This is a genomic window from Metabacillus dongyingensis, assembly GCF_019933155.2.
Classification (GTDB): Bacteria; Bacillota; Bacilli; order Bacillales; family Bacillaceae; genus Bacillus_P; species Bacillus_P dongyingensis.
Genome location: NZ_CP082944.1, coordinates 1,079,982 through 1,096,301 on the forward strand (window position 1 = coordinate 1,079,982; position 16,320 = coordinate 1,096,301).

The following is a 16,320-nucleotide window of genomic DNA, read 5'->3' on the forward strand; positions in this document are numbered from 1 at the left end:
TCGCCCAGCTCCTTGGCCAAAATAAATCCGGCAAAAAGTCAATCCAGGACTTTTCTGCCTGAAACTTATCTGTATGTCGGAGCTAAACGGGCGCTTGCATGAATAGAAAGGACGGGAAATCTCTATGCGGATTCTACACACAGCAGACTGGCATTTAGGCCGAACGCTTGAAGGGCGAAGCCGTCTGCGCGAGCAGGCCCAATTTTTAGACGAGCTTTCGCAGATCGTTATTGATGAAAAAGCGGATGCGGTCATTATGGCAGGAGATGCCTTTGATACCGTGAATCCTCCTGCAGCGGCGGAACAGCTCTTTTATGAAAGCATTTCGAGGCTTTCAGATATAGGCCGCCGTCCTGTCGTTGTGATAGCGGGCAACCATGACAACCCTGAACGGCTGCAGGCAGCTTCACCGCTTGCAGATACACAGGGCATCCATCTGATTGGATACCCGGCCTCAGGCGTTATAACCGTTGATGTGCCGGCTGTCAATCAATCAATGATGATGGCGGCGCTTGCTTACCCTTCAGAAGCAAGATTAAAAGAGGTGCTCTCAGACAGTCATGATGAAATTCTTTTGCGAAATTCCTATGATGAAAGAATAAGGGATTTATTCGCATATATGGCAGAGCAGTTCAGAAGTGATACAGTTAATCTGGCAATGAGTCATATATATGTAGCAGGGGGAAGCTCCACTGATTCTGAACGACCGATAGAAGTGGGAGGCGCATATACGGTAGCAGCTTCTAGTCTTCCTGAAAAAGCGCAGTATGTGGCGCTTGGGCATCTGCATCGTCCTCAGACTCTGAAGCGCGCGGGCACAATGGCAAGATACTCAGGTTCGCCTCTTGCCTACAGTTTTTCAGAATCAGGCTATGCCAAATCGGTCTCTATTGTAGACATAGAGCCGGGAGGACAGGCTCAAGTTTCTGAAGTCTTGCTCTCAAGCGGAAAACCATTAGTGAAATGGAGAGCTAAAGAAGGCTTGCACCAGGTGCACCGGTGGCTGGATGAGGGAAAAGATCAAAATGCCTGGATTGATTTAGAAGTCCATTTAAAAGATACGCTGTCACTTGAAGAGATTCATAGATTACGAAATTCTCACCCCGGTTTTGTGCATATCCGACCTGTCTTTGAAAAAAACATACATGAACAAAGCCGGGAAAGCAGAGCGAATCTCCCTATAGATGAGCTTTTCGCCAAGTTTTATGAGCAGCAGACCGGGGGGGCACAGCCCGATCAGGAAACGATGAAACTCTTTCTGGACATGATTCACGATGAGCCCGAAGAAGAGGAGGACAAGGAATGAAGCCAATATCCCTTACCATTTCAGGATTGCACAGTTTTAGAGAAAAGCAGGTTATTGACTTCAGTTCTCTTTGCGAAGGCGGCGTGTTTGGCATATTCGGCCCGACAGGCAGCGGAAAATCCTCTATTCTTGATGCGATGACACTTGCTTTGTACGGAAAAGTAGAGCGGGCAGCCAATAACACTCAGGGAATTTTAAATCATGCGGAGAATGCCATTCACGTATCTTTTACATTTGAACTTGAGAATGCAAGCAGCTCCAGGCGATATTCTGTTGAACGAATGTTTAAGCGCACGGATGAGCAGCGTGTTAAAACTTCGCTTTGCCGCATCATGGAGCATACCGAAGAAAGCGTAGTTCTTGCTGATAAAGCGGCAGAAGTAAATGAAAAAGTGTATGATCTTCTTGGTCTGACAATTGATGATTTCACAAGAGCGGTCGTTCTTCCTCAAGGAAAATTTGCTGAATTCCTGTCCTTAAAGGGAGCGGAAAGAAGGCAGATGCTGCAGCGTTTGTTTCATTTAGAGCAGTATGGGGATGAGCTCGTTAAAAAGCTCAGAAAAAGATTGCTGCATGCCAAAGGGAAGCAAAACGAACTGACAGCTGAACAGGCGGGGCTTGGAGATGCTTCAAGTGAAGCAGTTAATCTTGCTGAACAAGAGCTGCAAGGGGCAAATATACTTTTTGAAAAAAGACAAAAAGAATACGATCAAACACTCAAACAATATGAAGAGTACGAAGAAGTGTGGCAGCTTCAGCTTGAAAAGGGAGAGTATGAAAGCATACAGTCAGGCCTTGAGGAGCAAAAAACTGACATTGCGGCGCTGTTGGATCGTCTGGAAGCTGCGGAGAAAGCGGACTACGTCAAGCCATATGCAGAGGCGCTTCAATCAGCTGAACAAGAAAAGAACAACAGCAGTACACAAATGAAAGAACTGCAGCAAGTCCTTATGCAGCACAAGAACCGCTATGCAAAAATAGTGAACTCCTATGAGCAAGTACGTGAAAAGAAAGCTGCAGAAGAACCCATTTTAGTGGCGAGAAAAGAACAGCTATTGCAGCTTAGGGAGTTGGAGAAAGACCTAAAAAATGAATTGACTTTCATTAAGGAATTGACGGAAAAGGCTAATGAGGCATCGAAAGATCTAAAGCAGCGGGAAGAAGCAGCGGAGCGGGCAAATGAATTATTGAAAAAAGCGCTTGAAAAGCAAAAGGCGCTAAAAGACCAAATAGATCAGAATACTGTTACTGTTCAAGAGAGAGAACAAATACGGATGGCATCCGAGCAAAGGTTTCACCTCGCTAATACGGAGGCATCCTTAGCTGAGTGGAGGAAGAGAGCGGATAAAAAAGAGGCTCTTGTCAAGCATGCAGAAGAACAGCTGAGGGACACAAGACAGAAGCACGAGGCTTGTGGCACTAAAATAAAGGAATGCTACGGTGAAGTGCAGCAATTTTATCATAGAAGCTGCGAGCTTCTTAACGTGCATCAACATCAGGCTGAAATACGCAAACGGCGCCTTTTGGATGAAAAAAACAAAGCTGAAAAACAGCGTGATCAGAAAATGGCGGCTGAGCTTGCAAAACATCTTTCACATGGCGATCCCTGTCCGGTATGCGGCTCGTCCCATCATCCGGAGCCTGCCAAAGAGACGGATCTATTAGAAATATCAGGTTCACTGGTTGAGGAGCTTGAAAAGAAAACAGCTGAAGATGCAGCAATCAGCGCGCATCTTCAGCACTTAAAAGAAAAATGGGAAGAACTCTCAAGAGAAATGATTTCTGCCTGTCCCTTTTTGTCGGAGATGGTTGTTTCTTTAAATGAAGAAGAGAACCAGGATATTGATCCCCATACGGAATATAAAGCGCTGAACCAGGATTTTCTGCAAACGAAAGAACGGTTTCAAAAGCTTCAAAGCATCGAAAGAGAATGGCAGGAGAAAATCAATCATAACCTTTATACTCATAAGAACAATGAAGAAGATTTAAAGGAATTGAATGAAAAGCATGGTCAAATTGAGTCAGAATATCTTGCCGGACTTGAAAAATGGAACGGGCAGTTCAGCGGGCTCTCCTTTCTGCAGGCAGAAGAAAAGCAGCGGCAGATCAGTGAAAAGGATGCTGTTCTTGAAGACCTGAAAGCAAGAGTGAAAATAAGCGTTCAATTTATTGAAGAAAAAGAGAAGCAAATCAAACAGCTGGAGCACGAAGCCCAGCAAATCAAAAACACTCAGATAGAGCTTTCAGCTTCGGTTCAAAATAGGCAGCAGGCAGCAGACGAGAAGCAGAAAAGGCTGAATCAAGAGACAGTAAACGGTGACATTGCCTCCTTGCTCCAAGAAACAGAGCGTACATTAGAAGAGCTTGTTCAAAAGGAAAAAAATCTTTACAAAGAGTGGCAGACTGCCCTGCAGGATGTTCAAAAGGCTGAAAGCAGCAGCCATGCAGCAGAGAAGGCATTTGAACATGCAGAGCTGCGTTTTGCCCAGTCTAAAGCGAAATGGGATCAGGTAAAGCAAGCGACTCCATTCGCAGATATTGAAGCTGCTGTGAAAGCACTGGTTTCATCTGCAGAGAAACAGAAAATGAAAGATGAAATTGATTCCTATCAGGATAAAAAGAAACAAGTACTGGCAGACTTAAAACGTGTAGAAACAAAATTGAATCATCGTTCCGTCAGCCTTGAAAAATGGACAGACATTAAGCAGCTCAAGTCTGAAAGCAAGGCACAGATTGACCTTGCAGCGGAAGAAAAAGGAGCTGCAGCAAAAGCATTGCAGCTGCTGAAAGAGAAACATAAACGCTTTATGGAAATAGAAGAAAAGCGTGTGGAACTTGACAGCCTTGCCGCGCGTCTTGAAAAACTACAATCTGTCTTTAAGGGCAACGGCTTTGTGGAATTTTTGGCAGAAGAACAGCTTCACCTGGTAGCAGAGGACGCTTCCGAACGTTTAGGACAATTGACGAGACAGCGTTATGCCATTGAAGTAGATTCGGGCGGCGGCTTTATTATGAGAGATGATGCAAATGGGGGAGTGAGGCGTCCTGTATCAAGCTTATCCGGCGGAGAAACGTTCTTGACTTCGCTTGCTCTTGCCTTGTCCTTATCCTCTCAAATCCAGCTGAGAGGGGAATATCCGCTTCAGTTCTTCTTCTTGGACGAAGGATTTGGGACTCTTGATGGGGAGCTGCTTGAAACGGTAATATCAGCCCTTGAAAAGCTGCAGTCTGACAATCTTGCTGTAGGCGTCATCAGCCATGTCCAGGAGCTTCGTGCCAGATTGCCGAGGAAGCTTATTGTAATGCCTGCTGAGCCGACTGGAAATGGAACAAGCGTATTGCTTGAAGTGATGTAGGGATAAAAAGGATGGATGGATATGGCGAAAAAAGGGCCGGGAACATGCGAGCTATGCCGACGGCAGGATGTAGAAACGACAGAACATCATTTAACTCCAAAAGAAAAAGGCGGGACCTTTTTGCCGACAGCACAGCTCTGCATACCGTGCCACAAGCAAATCCATGCTTTGTATACCAATGATGAGCTTGCCATTCGCCTGAATACAATAACAGAACTAAGGAATGACCCTAAACTTGCAAGCTATGTAAAATGGATCCGCAAGCAGCCTTCTTCAAGACTTGTCAGGACTAAAAAATCAAATGAGCGGAAGAAAAGAATATAAAATGAAAATGACGTGCTGTCTAATAGGCACGTCATTTTAGTTATTTCCAACAATATTTTGATCATTTAAATCAGGATCGATTGAATTCGTAGCACTTACAATATTATTTACGATGATAAAGTCACCTGTATTTCCCCCGCCAGAACCTGATGAAGACTTTGATGAACTCTTAGGAGAAAGATAAAACGAGTCACCGAAGTTTACAACACCGCCTCCGACAGAATTAATGCAGATAGGACCAATAATAGCTGGCATGAACGAACATCCTTTGGCTTTCTGTCATATTCACAGTCTATGCATTAAGGCTGTTTACGTTCATTCCCGCTCAGCAATTGTCTGATGTGCTTCACACGTGTTTCAGCTGAGATCGTGTTTGTGGAACCGAATTGAACAACAGCAGATGATGAAATAGATATTACTTTAACTGCCTCAACTTTAATGGTTGGATTTTCATGATGAAAAGAGGTCTGAATCTTTTCTGTGATCAGAGGTTTTGGCAAAAGCTCCGAGTAAAAGCTGTATTGCTTTAAGTCACCCTCGTTTCCCAAAAAGATTTCTGCCTCCCTTTGCACGGCATAGACGTTAGTTCGCGGAACGATATCTACACTGTCTCCGATCTGAAAAAGCGAACTGATCCCGATGGAGTTAACATACGCCTTGTTAACTATAGATAATCGATTGATCATTGCGGCTTATTGCGGTGCAAGAGGAACAAATGGACCTATAATCAATGATTCAGGCGGCGTATCAAAAACCGATGACAATGTAATGCAGTTCACATCGCCAATAAGGAAGACGCTGGAACTTGCAACAGCGGCCACTTGGATGGCACCAACTGAAAGTTCTTTATTTACTACGTTAAAATTCATGAGTTGCTGTCGACCCCTTCTTTTGGCAGGGCTTGGATAAAGTGCGTAATGGAACGCTCCACATCCTGCTTTACTTTAGATGTAATATCCTCAATTAACGCGCTGACAGGCACGGCTTCATCATATGTTCTTTGTTTTAAGTAGTATCTGATCCGGCTGTCAATTTGCTTGCGGATATCCTCAATGATAAATTCCTTATGCGCATTATCAAGCTCATAGCTATATTGTGCAGCGAGCTGTTCAATATATTTGACGCAGTCTTCGTTCAGAAAAGCAAGCAGCCTAGCCTGAACAGCTTCAAATATTTCTTCCTCGCGCTTCGTGTTATTTACTTGGTTAACTTGAAGTCCTCTTTGATCCACCTCAAAGTTTTCAATTTGATCAGGGACAGTTGGATTAAGTCCTATATTTAATGTGCCTTCCAGCGTTTCTACTTTTAATTGATCAAATTTATACTCTATTTTTTCAATTGTTGTACTAGGGCGCTTTTTCAATTCTTCTATTTCGTCCATCATGGCGGAAACAGCGGATTCAAGTTTTTTGATTTTCTGATCCTGAGCCTGAACAATTCCGTATAAATGCTGCACACACTGCACCATTGATTGATCATAGTACAATTTCATTCACCCCGCTTATAAAATCACGTACATAGTATCTAGATTTATTTATATGCACCGTACTAATAATGGGTGAATGCCTATGCCGGATTAAATTGGAGCAAGCGGAACGAATGGACCTTCTGTTTGAGTCTGCCCTCCCGGACTTACTGCAGCAGGAGCAGGTGCTGTAAATGCCCCGGTATTATAAAGGTTTGACAGCGGTTTAATAATACCTGCGCTTCCGATTTGAAGGACAGAAGAGTTGCTTACCGCCTCCACCTTCAGGTGATTAATTTGGATTGTCTGGTTAATGTAAAAATTCATGTTTTCACCTCTTTTTATGCATTTCCCGCTATTGGCTGGTCAATCGTATCGTTGTCGTAAGTATTCGTGACACTATTTTGATTGTAAATTTTCAAACCATCTCCCGTATTGAAAGATCCAGCCCCTGCAAAGGTTTTGACTTCGCTGTATGGCGAGATGGTAATGACATCCCCGATATGAACAATGCTGCTCGTACCAACGGCATTTACTTTAAATGCTCCTACTATGGCTGGCATATCCAACATCCTTTGCTTTTTGAGGTAAAGTACTGCACCTTTAAAATATCGTATGAAAGATAGGCAAACTTGTGATAAATGCGGATTTATTTAGAGGATTTTGTTTAGCGGTATCACTGCTGGTATAGAAAAAGACCAGCACAAATTGCTGGTCCTTTCAATTAAAGCCGGTTTCACTTTTTTAGTTATTTCATTCCCGATATCGTATATCCTTCAATGATGTGCTTCTGAAATAAGATGAAAATGATTATGATTGGAACAACCATAAAGGTTGATCCAGCCATCTGAAGGGCAAAGTTTCCGCCATACTGGCCTTTTAATAAAGACAAACCAACTGAGAGGGTATACAGTGCTTCGTCATTTGCGATAATCAATGGCCAGAGGAAGCTGTTCCATCCTGCAATAAATGTCAGGATTCCCTGAACAGCAAGAATCGGCTTAGATATCGGCAGAACGACTTGTACGAAGACGCGAAATTCGCTTGCCCCATCCAGTCTTGCCGCCTCAAGTAATTCATCTGGTATTGTGGACATAAATTGCCTGAACAGAAAAATACTGAAGGCTCCAACAAGACCAGGCAGGACAATTCCAGCCATTGTATTTGTCAGCTGCAATTGATTTAAAATTAAATAAACAGGAATCATAGTGACTTGTCCAGGAATCATCATAGTAGCAAGCACCATATAAAAAATCTTTTCTCTTCCTTTAAAATTAAATTTTGCAAATGCATAACCCGCCATCGCATTTAGAAACAATCCAGCAAAAGAAAAAAGCACTACGATAATGGTGTTTTTTAAGTAAACGGTAAAATTCATGTTTGCGAACAGATTAACAAAATTTTCAAGAGTAAATTCACTTGGCCATAATGTTGGCGGTATCTGCATGACTTCACTCTCAGTTTTAAAAGCAGAGAGTATCATCCATATGAATGGAATGGAGATAAGAAAGCCGCCAATTGTTAAAATGATGCCAAGTGTCCACTGTTTATAACGCTCTTTTGAAGTTAAATACACAGGCTGTTTCATTGTCTTTGTTTTCATCGTTTTCACCTCTTCATCCTCAATAATCAACATCTTTCTTCTGTAATCTGAATTGAATCATTGTCACAATGATGATGGCGATAAACAAGATAAACGAGCCAGCAGCTGCATAGCCAAAGTTGCTGAGCTGAAATCCATTACGGTAAATAAATAAGGCGACGGAGGTTGTGCTGTCAAGCGGTCCGCCCTTCGTCATAATAAATGGTTCCTCAAAAAACTGCAGCCAGCCAATCATCGTAGTAATCGAGACAAAGAAAATCGCATAGCGCAGCAAAGGGATGGTTATTTTTGTTAACTGTTTCCAATCACTTGCACCGTCAAGCTGAGCCGCCTCATAATACGTTTTGGGGATACCTTGAAGCGCTGCTAAAAAAATAATCATATTGATCCCAATAGCCCGCCATAATGCTAATGCAATTAATGATACTTTTGCCATAACAGGGTGCTGCAGCCAGGGGACAGGAGGAATGTGGAGAAGCTCCAATATGTAGTTAAACAAACCAAATTGAGGGTTATATAAATAACTCCATACAACGGCGACTGCCACAACATTAGTGATCGAGGGCATGTAGAATACAGCTCTGAAGGCTTTAAAAATACGTGCTTTTCCATAGTTAATAAGCAAAGCGATTCCAAGGGAACAGATAATCACAAGCGGAACCCCAAAGATTACATAAAAAAGGGTGTTAAGGATAGATTTAATGAAAATCTCATCGCTTAAAACATCTGTATAATTTCGCAGCCCAATAAAGTTAATAGTTGACCAATCTGCTAAGCCTGCTAAATCAATATCAGTGAAACTGATGATCAGCGCCACGAAGATTGGCAGCAATGAAAACAAGAACAACAAGATAATCGCAGGCGCTATGAAGAAATATGGTGTTTTGTTGTTAATGATGGTTTTCAAGGGAATCCCTTCTTTCACGTTAGCCGAAATAATTGATGATGTCTGACAGACAGAGGATTCTGCCTGTCAGCACAATGCTGTCACCTTATTTGTTTAAAATTTCTTCGGACTTCTTGTTGAATTGATCTAATTCTTTTTCAACATCTGCACCGCCGCGGTAAATCTTTTCAAAAGTGCTTAAGTAAGTTTGTGCGATTTTTTCCCATTCCTTCATAACAGGCATTGATTGTGAATGCTTCATTTGCTCTCCAAACGTTTTGTAAAGAGGGTTTTCTTTTAAGGATTCATCTTCCCAAGCTGCTTTTGTTGATGGCAGTGAATTTGTCATTTCCATCCACTTAAGCTGTGTTTCAGGTTTACTCATGTACGCTAAGAATTTCAGAGATGCATCTTTATTTTTTGTATGTTCAAAGATCGATAGATTTGATCCGCCAAGTGCCGAGATATTATTTTCTTTTGCAGGAAGAACAGCAGTAGCCCATTTTCCTTCAAGTTCTGGTGCCTGGTCATTAATCAGTTTAATCATCCATGGGCCGCTGATGAACATTGGAAGAATACCGTCATCACGGAAGCCTTGGATGATATCAATTCCCAGTTCATCTTTAGGCGCTGAACCATTCTTGAAAAATCCGTTTAAGTACTCAACAGCTTCAGTAAATTCAGGTTCGTTAAACAGCGGCTTATTTTGTTCATCAAGCAGGGTTGAACCATTTTGTCTTGCGAACATGAATGCCAGGCTTTGTTCTTTTATATCAAGGCTTATGCCATACTTGCCTTTGCCGCGTTCAGATAATTTTTTTGCTGCATCCTGAAGTTCATTCCATGTCTTTGGTGCTTCGTTATAGCCTGCTTCTTTTAGTAAATCTGTACGATAATAGAGAACTCGCGTATCAATGTACCAAGGAACTCCAACCGTTTTATCTTCAAATTTCGTTGTTTCTACGGATCCTTCATAATACTTGGCAGGATCAAGTTCTGGATAATCTTTGATATGGGGTGTTAAGTCCATTAATGCATTTGCAGAAGCAAATTCAGGAATCCAAGTCGTCCCCATCTGCAGTACATCAGGGCCTTTTTTTGAAGCAACAGCGGTTAATAATTTATCATGCGCTGTATCCCATGGAATTGCCTGAACTTTTACGTCAATTTTCGGGTTTTCCTTTTCAAATTCATCAGCAATTTTTGGAAGGGACTTCGCTTCCTCGCCCATGCCCCATACTGTGATCGTGGTTTTATCTGATGATGCAGAATTACTTGAACAGCCTGCAAGCGTACCGGAAACCAGCAATGTGCCTAATACTGCTGCACTGATCCATTTTTTGCTTTTAAATTTAGCAGAATTCTTCTTCATTTTATTTCCCCCAGTTCATGTAAGTCATTGACCTGAATCAATGGTTTAAACTCCAAGCATTAAAAGTATGAAATGTGTAAGATTGAAAGATTTAACCCATCCCCCTTTAGTGAAACGTTTCTATTAAGAAGAAAAAATATAGATTGACTGATTACAGCAACGTTAATCCATCCTTTTGCAAAGTAAGAAATAAACTAAAAGGTGTAGAAACGTTTCGATAGGGCTATTATAATTGAGAGTGTAATCGTTTTCAACATAAAAATTTCAGATTATATTAATTTTTACAACACATTCCGATCATATATATACGGATAAATTAGAAATATGGATAATTAACACCTTTAAAAACGTTTCGATATAGTTTGACTGATAAAATGAAAGCGTTTATAATCCAATTAAATAGTAAATCGAAACGTTTTTATTGCATATTCTAAAAAGCTGCTAATATATGGGGGATGAAAAATAGTGAAGCAGAAACTAAACTCTATGATCCAAAAGATGACACTAGATGAAAAGATTGCTCAGTTTATTCAGCTCGCAGCTCCTTTTTATAAAGGAGCAAGCAGTGAAGGGCAAATAACAGGCCCTATGGCAGACATGGGAATCACAAAGGATGTCATTCAAAATAGCGGCTCCGTTTTAGGTGCATCAGGAGCGCAAGAAACAATGGATATTCAAACTGCCCATATGAAAGAAAACCGATTAGGAATACCGCTATTATTCATGGCGGATGTGGTTCACGGTTATAAGACAATTTTTCCTGTACCGCTTGCTGTCGGATGCTCATGGGATCCTGAATTAGCTGAAAAAAGTGCGGAAATTGCTGCTAAAGAAGCAGCTGTGTCTGGGGTTCATGTGACATTTGCACCCATGGTTGATTTAGTCCGCGATCCGAGATGGGGTCGAGTGATGGAATCAACAGGAGAAGATCCATATCTTAATAGTCTATTTTCAAAAGCATTCGTTCTCGGTTTTCAGGGTGCGGATTTAACATCCGATCTGAATCGGGTAGCGGCGTGCGTGAAGCACTTTGCCGCTTATGGTGCCGCAGAAGGCGGACGTGATTACAATACCGTTGATATGTCTGAGCGTGCGCTGCGTGAATATTATCTTCCCTCTTATAAGGCAGCGCTTGATGCAGGCTGCGAGATGGTTATGACGGCTTTTAATACGGTAGATGGCATTCCTGCAAGCGGAAATAAAAAGCTGATGCGGGATGTACTGAGAAATGAATGGGGATTTGACGGTGTTCTTATTTCTGATTGGGGAGCAGTCAAAGAGCTGATTCCCCACGGCGTCGCCGCTGATGAATCAGAAGCAGCCCTTAAAGCTTTCCAGGCAGGAGTTGATATTGAAATGATGACTGCTTGTTACGTAAAACATTTAAAGAGTTTAATAGATGCCAATTTGCTCGATGAAAGGCTTGTTGATGAAGCAGTCATGAGAATTTTGGAGCTGAAGCAAAAATTAGGATTATTTGATAACCCGTATCGGGGTGCAGATGTGCAGCTTGAAAAAGAAGTAGTTCTTAGCAGGGAGCACCGCCAAACAGCGAGAGAGCTTGCAGCCAAGTCTTGTGTTCTATTAAAGAATAAAAACGTTCTTCCTTTGAAGGCAAGCCAGAATATAGCGCTCATTGGACCGTTTGCGGAAAGCGGAGATCTTTTAGGGCCATGGTCATGGCTCGGTTCAAAAAATGAAACGGTAAAGCTTATAGATGGGTTTCAAATGAAAATAGATTCTTCAAAGCTCCAGACTGCCATAGGCTGTGAGATTGAAGATGGGGATAAAAGTCAGCTTGAAGAAGCTCTAAAGGCAGCACAAAAAGCGGATGTGATCGTTCTTGCTTTAGGCGAGCATTCTGGTATGAGCGGAGAAGCAAAAAGCAGGTCTAATATCCGTCTTCCTGAAATACAGGTTGAGTTAATCAAGACAATGAAACAGCTGCATAAACCGATTGTAACAGTTCTCTTTAATGGCCGTCCTTTGGATTTGCACGGTGTGATCGATCAATCGGATGCTGTCCTGGAAGCGTGGTATCCTGGGACAGAGGGCGGTGCAGCCATAGCAGATTTATTATATGGAGACGTTCATCCATCAGGTCGTTTATCAATGTCATTTCCATACTCTGTCGGACAAGTGCCTGTCTACTACAATAGCTTCAACACCGGCCGCCCGCCTGAAAATGCACAGGATGAGTATGTTTCGAAATATTTGGATATCCCTAATGAACCGCTGCTTCCTTTTGGATTCGGTCTAAGCTATACAAACTTTGCTTATAGCGGTGCCCGCCTATCTGCAGATGAGATTACACAAAATGAGACTTTGCAAGTATCAGTGAAGGTGACAAATACGGGAGAAGCAGCAGGGGAAGAAACCGTACAATTATACGTTCAAGATATTGCTTGCGAAGTAATCCGTCCTTTAAAAGAACTAAAAGATTTCCGGAAAATTCACCTCCAGCCGGGGGAAACAAAAGAAGTGACCTTCAAATTATCCGAAGCAAAGCTTCGCTACCATCATTCAGATCTGACCTATAAAAGTGACCCTGGCAAGTTTCGTATTTATATAGGTCCAAACAGTGCGGATGTTATGGCTCTGCCATTCGAATTATTGAAAGAATATGAGGGATAAAAACATGACAATGATGACGGATTCAACATTTGAAATTAAAGCGGGAGATTTTTGCTTCAGCTTTTTTAACAGCGGTGATCTGCGATTAGCCGCCCATAAAGACACAATGATTAATCAGTGGATTGCAAATCCAATAGACGGTTCATTAAATAATCTGTATTTGCGCTTGCATAAAGAGAATGAGATTGAATTTTTCCCTTTGATTGGCGTACAATCCAACAGCACAGTATCATTTTCAGATTCCGAGGTTATTTGGGAAGGAAAAGCAGAACAAGTTTCTTATCAAGTGACGTTTCATTTAACAAAAAGAGGCATTTGGTATTGGAATATTGATCTTGATGGGCATGACGTAAGTGCAGACGTAGTTTATGGACAAGATATAGGAATTGCAGACAAAGGGGCTGTCCGTACAAACGAAGCATACCTTTCCCAATATATTGATCATCGTGCATTTGAACATGATCGTCTCGGATATGTGGTCTGCTCCCGCCAAAATCAGCCTCAGAGTTCTGGTTTTCCTTATATTCAACAGGGTGCTCTGACAAAAGCTGCTGGTTACTCAACGGACGGATTTCAGTTTTATGGATTATCTTATAAAGAAAAAAACATTCCTGAAGCTTTACTGAAAAAAAATCTGGCAAATGAAGTGTACCAATATGAATTTGCTTATACAGCCCTTCAATCTGAAAGAGTGACATTAGAAGGCAAAGCCCAGGTTGTTTTTTATGGGCTGTTTAAAGAAAATCATCCGGAAGCCGTTGCCGTACTGGAATATTCAAATGAGGCAGAGGATGCTTGGAACGAATACCGGACAGAAAGCAGGAAACAATCTCAATCTATTGAAAAGGTTTCAATATCTTCTGACATAGGAACTCCGTTAAAAACATTATCTATGTCTTTAGAAGAAATTAATCAATTCTTTCCAAACAGACATCAGGAAGAATGGGAAGGAGACACCCTGCTTTCCTTCTTTACAGATACACATGAGCATATCGTTTTAAAGGAAAAGGAAATGCTTGTCGAACGTCCGCATGGCCATATTCTGATGACCGGGAACAATGATAAAGTGTCCGAACACATCCTGACTACCTCTTCCTTTATGTATGGGGTATTTAACTCGCAGCTTGTAATCGGCAATACATCCTACAATAAAATGTTAACAAATACTCGTAATGCGCTGAATGTGATGAAAACATCCGGACAGCGCATATACGCGGAAATCGAAGGCGTTTATCAGCTTTTAACTATGCCTTCGCTGTTTGAAATGGGATTCAATTATGCCCGCTGGTACTATAAGCTTGAAAAAGATATGCTGATTATTACAAATTTCACGACAGTTGATTCACCTGAAGTTCATTTGCATGTCCGTTCTTTAAATGGCAGCGCCTATCGCTATCTTGTTACGAACCAAGTTTCAATGAACAATAATGAATATGAGACCTCGTTCAAAATGGTGAAAGATGGACAAACTCTCACTTTTCATGCAGATGCTGCTTCAGATAGTGCTGGTGTTTATCCGGAATTAAAATATCGTCTTCATCTAGATGGTGCAAATGCGGTGATCAAAGATGAAAGCACACTTGCTCAAAATGCGGAGCCCCATTCTGCTTCCTTAGTTGTAATGGAGCTATCCGCATCAAATGAATGGACCATTCGAATCACGGGGCATCTGAACGGGGAAGAACGGTCTTCATCACTTCTTGACGCAGAACAGGAAATTGAGCGCTATCGTACGTTTTATAAAGGGGTAATGAATGGATTCCATTTATCAATGCCAGGCGGTGAATCTGAAGAAGTTGAAAAGGTAAATGACCTTGCCTGGTGGTACACACATAACATGCTTGTGCATTATTCTGTTCCTCACGGCCTTGAGCAATACGGAGGAGCCGCATGGGGCACACGGGATGTATGCCAGGGGCCGGCTGAATATTTCATGGCAACCCAAAACTATGATTCCGTTCGCGAAATGATCAAAATCGTGTACTCTCATCAATATGAAGATGATGGAAATTGGCCGCAATGGTTTATGTTTGACAACTATTTTAAGATTCAGCATGGAGAAAGTCACGGTGACATTATCGTCTGGCCTCTTAAAGTATTGGGTGATTACCTTGCTGTTACGAAGGACTACAGTATTTTAACTGAAAAAGTGCCTTATACCATCCGCGGATCTTTTCAATTTACAGATGGAGAAAAAACAATTTTAGAGCATGCAAACAAGGAAATTGACTATATTAAAGAGCACTTTTTACATGACACCTGTTTATCTTCTTACGGGGACGGAGATTGGGATGATACTCTTCAGCCGGCAAATGCCAGTCTGAAAAAATACATGGTCAGCAGCTGGACAGTGGCATTGACATATCAGGTGATCAGCCAGTTTTCACAATGTCTGAGGGAAGTGGATGAGAAAGAGGCAGAAAGCCTTTTGAATCTTGCTGCAGGAATTAAAGCTGATTTCAATAAATATATGCTTCAGACTGATGTGATTCCTGGGTTTATTTATATGGAAAAAATGGGTGAGGAAGAGCTTATGCTGCATCCTGATGATACGAAAACAGGCATCAGCTATCGGCTTCTTCCAATGACGCGGAGCATGATCAGTGAATTGCTGACGCCAGAACAGGCGGAAGCACATTACAAGCTGATTAAACGTGAACTTTACTGCCCGGACGGTGTCCGATTAATGAACCGTCCAGCAAAGTATGCAGGAGGGGTAAGCACTCACTTCAAACGGGCAGAACAAGCAGCAAATTTCGGACGTGAGGTAGGACTTCAATATGTTCATGCTCATATCCGTTATGTTGAAGCGATGGCTAAGCTCGGAAAAGTAGATGAGGTTTGGGACGGACTTTCGATTATTAATCCGGTTGGCATTATTCAATCCGTCCCAAACGCGGAACGCCGCCAAAGCAATGCGTACTTCAGCAGCTCGGACGGGAAATTCAATACTCGCTATGAAGCACAAGAAAGGTTTAACGAATTGCGCGATGGCACAGCTCCTGTGAAAGGCGGATGGAGAATTTATTCAAGCGGGCCTGGCATTTATATGAATCAATTAATTTCCAATTGCCTCGGAATCCGGCAATTTCAAGGTGACTTAATCATCGATCCCGTGATTCCTCAAAGATTAGATGGCCTTAAATTCCAATTTGAGTATATGGGACGGCAAATAACGTTTAATTATCACATAAAAGGTAAAAAACTAAGCCATGTTCTAATTAATGGAAATGAGATTGAAGGGGAAGTCCTAAAGAATCAATACCGCGCGGGCGGTTTACGCATTTCAAGAGATGAACTGGAAAAAGGGCTTGAACACCATACAGCTGAGATTGAAATCTTCATGTAAAGCACAGATACGGTATAATTGCCCG

Annotated in this window: 14 protein-coding genes; 5 read left to right on the forward strand and 9 right to left on the reverse strand. The window is 41.9% G+C overall.

Annotated elements, in window-relative coordinates; all coding sequences use genetic code 11:
• The first annotated feature begins 124 nt into the window (after nt 1-124).
• From K8L98_RS05380 to K8L98_RS05390, 3 genes are read left to right on the forward strand one after another with little or no spacing between them, the layout of a single operon-like run.
• Nucleotides 125-1,306 (forward strand): exonuclease SbcCD subunit D, encoded by a 1,182-nt coding sequence (locus K8L98_RS05380; RefSeq protein WP_223440253.1) that lies wholly within the window; start codon nt 125-127, stop codon nt 1,304-1,306.
• Complete coding sequence (locus tag K8L98_RS05385; protein ID WP_223440254.1) at nt 1,303-4,662, forward strand: SbcC/MukB-like Walker B domain-containing protein; 3,360 nt, start codon at nt 1,303-1,305, stop codon at nt 4,660-4,662. Before K8L98_RS05380 ends, K8L98_RS05385 begins: the two co-directional genes overlap by 4 nt.
• 21 nt (nt 4,663-4,683) lie before the next feature.
• Nucleotides 4,684-4,986: an HNH endonuclease gene (locus tag K8L98_RS05390; RefSeq protein WP_223440256.1), complete on the forward strand. Its 303-nt coding sequence runs from the start codon at nt 4,684-4,686 to the stop codon at nt 4,984-4,986.
• Nucleotides 4,987-5,022: 36 nt separating this feature from the next.
• On the opposite strand, the gene K8L98_RS05395 is transcribed toward K8L98_RS05390, so the two are convergent.
• From K8L98_RS05395 to K8L98_RS05435, 9 genes are all read right to left on the reverse strand, one after another.
• Complete coding sequence (locus K8L98_RS05395; protein WP_223440257.1) at nt 5,023-5,241, reverse strand: spore germination protein; 219 nt, start codon at nt 5,239-5,241, stop codon at nt 5,023-5,025.
• 44 nt (nt 5,242-5,285) lie between these two features.
• On the reverse strand, nt 5,286-5,672 hold the full coding sequence (locus tag K8L98_RS05400; RefSeq protein ID WP_223440258.1) for a spore germination protein GerPE: 387 nt from the start codon (nt 5,670-5,672) through the stop codon (nt 5,286-5,288).
• 6 nt (nt 5,673-5,678) lie between these two features.
• Nucleotides 5,679-5,855 carry a spore gernimation protein GerPD gene (locus K8L98_RS05405; protein WP_223440261.1) on the reverse strand — a complete coding sequence of 59 codons (177 nt, stop codon included), beginning with the start codon at nt 5,853-5,855 and terminating at the stop codon, nt 5,679-5,681.
• The gene (gerPC, locus tag K8L98_RS05410; protein ID WP_223440262.1) at nt 5,852-6,478 is read right to left on the reverse strand and encodes a spore germination protein GerPC; all 627 of its coding nucleotides are present in this window, start codon (nt 6,476-6,478) and stop codon (nt 5,852-5,854) included. The genes K8L98_RS05405 and gerPC overlap by 4 nt, the downstream gene beginning before the upstream one ends.
• 84 nt (nt 6,479-6,562) lie before the next feature.
• Nucleotides 6,563-6,778: a spore germination protein GerPB gene (locus K8L98_RS05415; protein ID WP_223440264.1), complete on the reverse strand. Its 216-nt coding sequence runs from the start codon at nt 6,776-6,778 to the stop codon at nt 6,563-6,565.
• 14 nt (nt 6,779-6,792) lie between these two features.
• Nucleotides 6,793-7,014 (reverse strand): spore germination protein, encoded by a 222-nt coding sequence (locus K8L98_RS05420; RefSeq protein ID WP_223440266.1) that lies wholly within the window; start codon nt 7,012-7,014, stop codon nt 6,793-6,795.
• Nucleotides 7,015-7,199: 185 nt separating this feature from the next.
• The gene (locus tag K8L98_RS05425; protein WP_420828828.1) at nt 7,200-8,054 is read right to left on the reverse strand and encodes a carbohydrate ABC transporter permease; all 855 of its coding nucleotides are present in this window, start codon (nt 8,052-8,054) and stop codon (nt 7,200-7,202) included.
• 19 nt (nt 8,055-8,073) lie between these two features.
• Nucleotides 8,074-8,961: a carbohydrate ABC transporter permease gene (locus tag K8L98_RS05430; protein WP_223440268.1), complete on the reverse strand. Its 888-nt coding sequence runs from the start codon at nt 8,959-8,961 to the stop codon at nt 8,074-8,076.
• A gap of 85 nt (nt 8,962-9,046) precedes the next feature.
• Entirely contained in the window at nt 9,047-10,312 is a 1,266-nt protein-coding gene (locus K8L98_RS05435) for a sugar ABC transporter substrate-binding protein (RefSeq protein WP_223440270.1), read from the reverse strand.
• Nucleotides 10,313-10,777: 465 nt separating this feature from the next.
• Here K8L98_RS05435 and K8L98_RS05440 point away from each other — a divergent pair, with 465 nt between their 5' ends.
• Both K8L98_RS05440 and K8L98_RS05445 read left to right on the forward strand, forming a co-directional pair.
• The gene (locus K8L98_RS05440) at nt 10,778-12,946 is read left to right on the forward strand and encodes a glycoside hydrolase family 3 N-terminal domain-containing protein (protein WP_223440271.1); all 2,169 of its coding nucleotides are present in this window, start codon (nt 10,778-10,780) and stop codon (nt 12,944-12,946) included.
• 4 nt (nt 12,947-12,950) lie between these two features.
• On the forward strand, nt 12,951-16,295 hold the full coding sequence (locus tag K8L98_RS05445) for a GH36-type glycosyl hydrolase domain-containing protein (protein WP_223440272.1): 3,345 nt from the start codon (nt 12,951-12,953) through the stop codon (nt 16,293-16,295).
• The last annotated feature ends 25 nt before the right edge of the window (nt 16,296-16,320 follow it).

What these genes read in the sequence shown, in the direction of transcription:
- K8L98_RS05380 (WP_223440253.1), top strand. Translation starts at nt 125, where the DNA reads ATGCGGATTCTACACACAGCAGACTGGCATTTAGGCCGAACGCTTGAA.
- K8L98_RS05385 (WP_223440254.1), top strand. Translation starts at nt 1,303, where the DNA reads ATGAAGCCAATATCCCTTACCATTTCAGGATTGCACAGTTTTAGAGAA.
- K8L98_RS05390 (WP_223440256.1), top strand. Translation starts at nt 4,684, where the DNA reads ATGGCGAAAAAAGGGCCGGGAACATGCGAGCTATGCCGACGGCAGGAT.
- K8L98_RS05395 (WP_223440257.1), bottom strand. Translation starts at nt 5,241, where the DNA reads ATGCCAGCTATTATTGGTCCTATCTGCATTAATTCTGTCGGAGGCGGT.
- K8L98_RS05400 (WP_223440258.1), bottom strand. Translation starts at nt 5,672, where the DNA reads ATGATCAATCGATTATCTATAGTTAACAAGGCGTATGTTAACTCCATC.
- K8L98_RS05405 (WP_223440261.1), bottom strand. Translation starts at nt 5,855, where the DNA reads ATGAATTTTAACGTAGTAAATAAAGAACTTTCAGTTGGTGCCATCCAA.
- gerPC (WP_223440262.1), bottom strand. Translation starts at nt 6,478, where the DNA reads ATGAAATTGTACTATGATCAATCAATGGTGCAGTGTGTGCAGCATTTA.
- K8L98_RS05415 (WP_223440264.1), bottom strand. Translation starts at nt 6,778, where the DNA reads ATGAATTTTTACATTAACCAGACAATCCAAATTAATCACCTGAAGGTG.
- K8L98_RS05420 (WP_223440266.1), bottom strand. Translation starts at nt 7,014, where the DNA reads ATGCCAGCCATAGTAGGAGCATTTAAAGTAAATGCCGTTGGTACGAGC.
- K8L98_RS05425 (WP_420828828.1), bottom strand. Translation starts at nt 8,054, where the DNA reads ATGAAAACAAAGACAATGAAACAGCCTGTGTATTTAACTTCAAAAGAG.
- K8L98_RS05435 (WP_223440270.1), bottom strand. Translation starts at nt 10,312, where the DNA reads ATGAAGAAGAATTCTGCTAAATTTAAAAGCAAAAAATGGATCAGTGCA.
- K8L98_RS05445 (WP_223440272.1), top strand. Translation starts at nt 12,951, where the DNA reads ATGACAATGATGACGGATTCAACATTTGAAATTAAAGCGGGAGATTTT.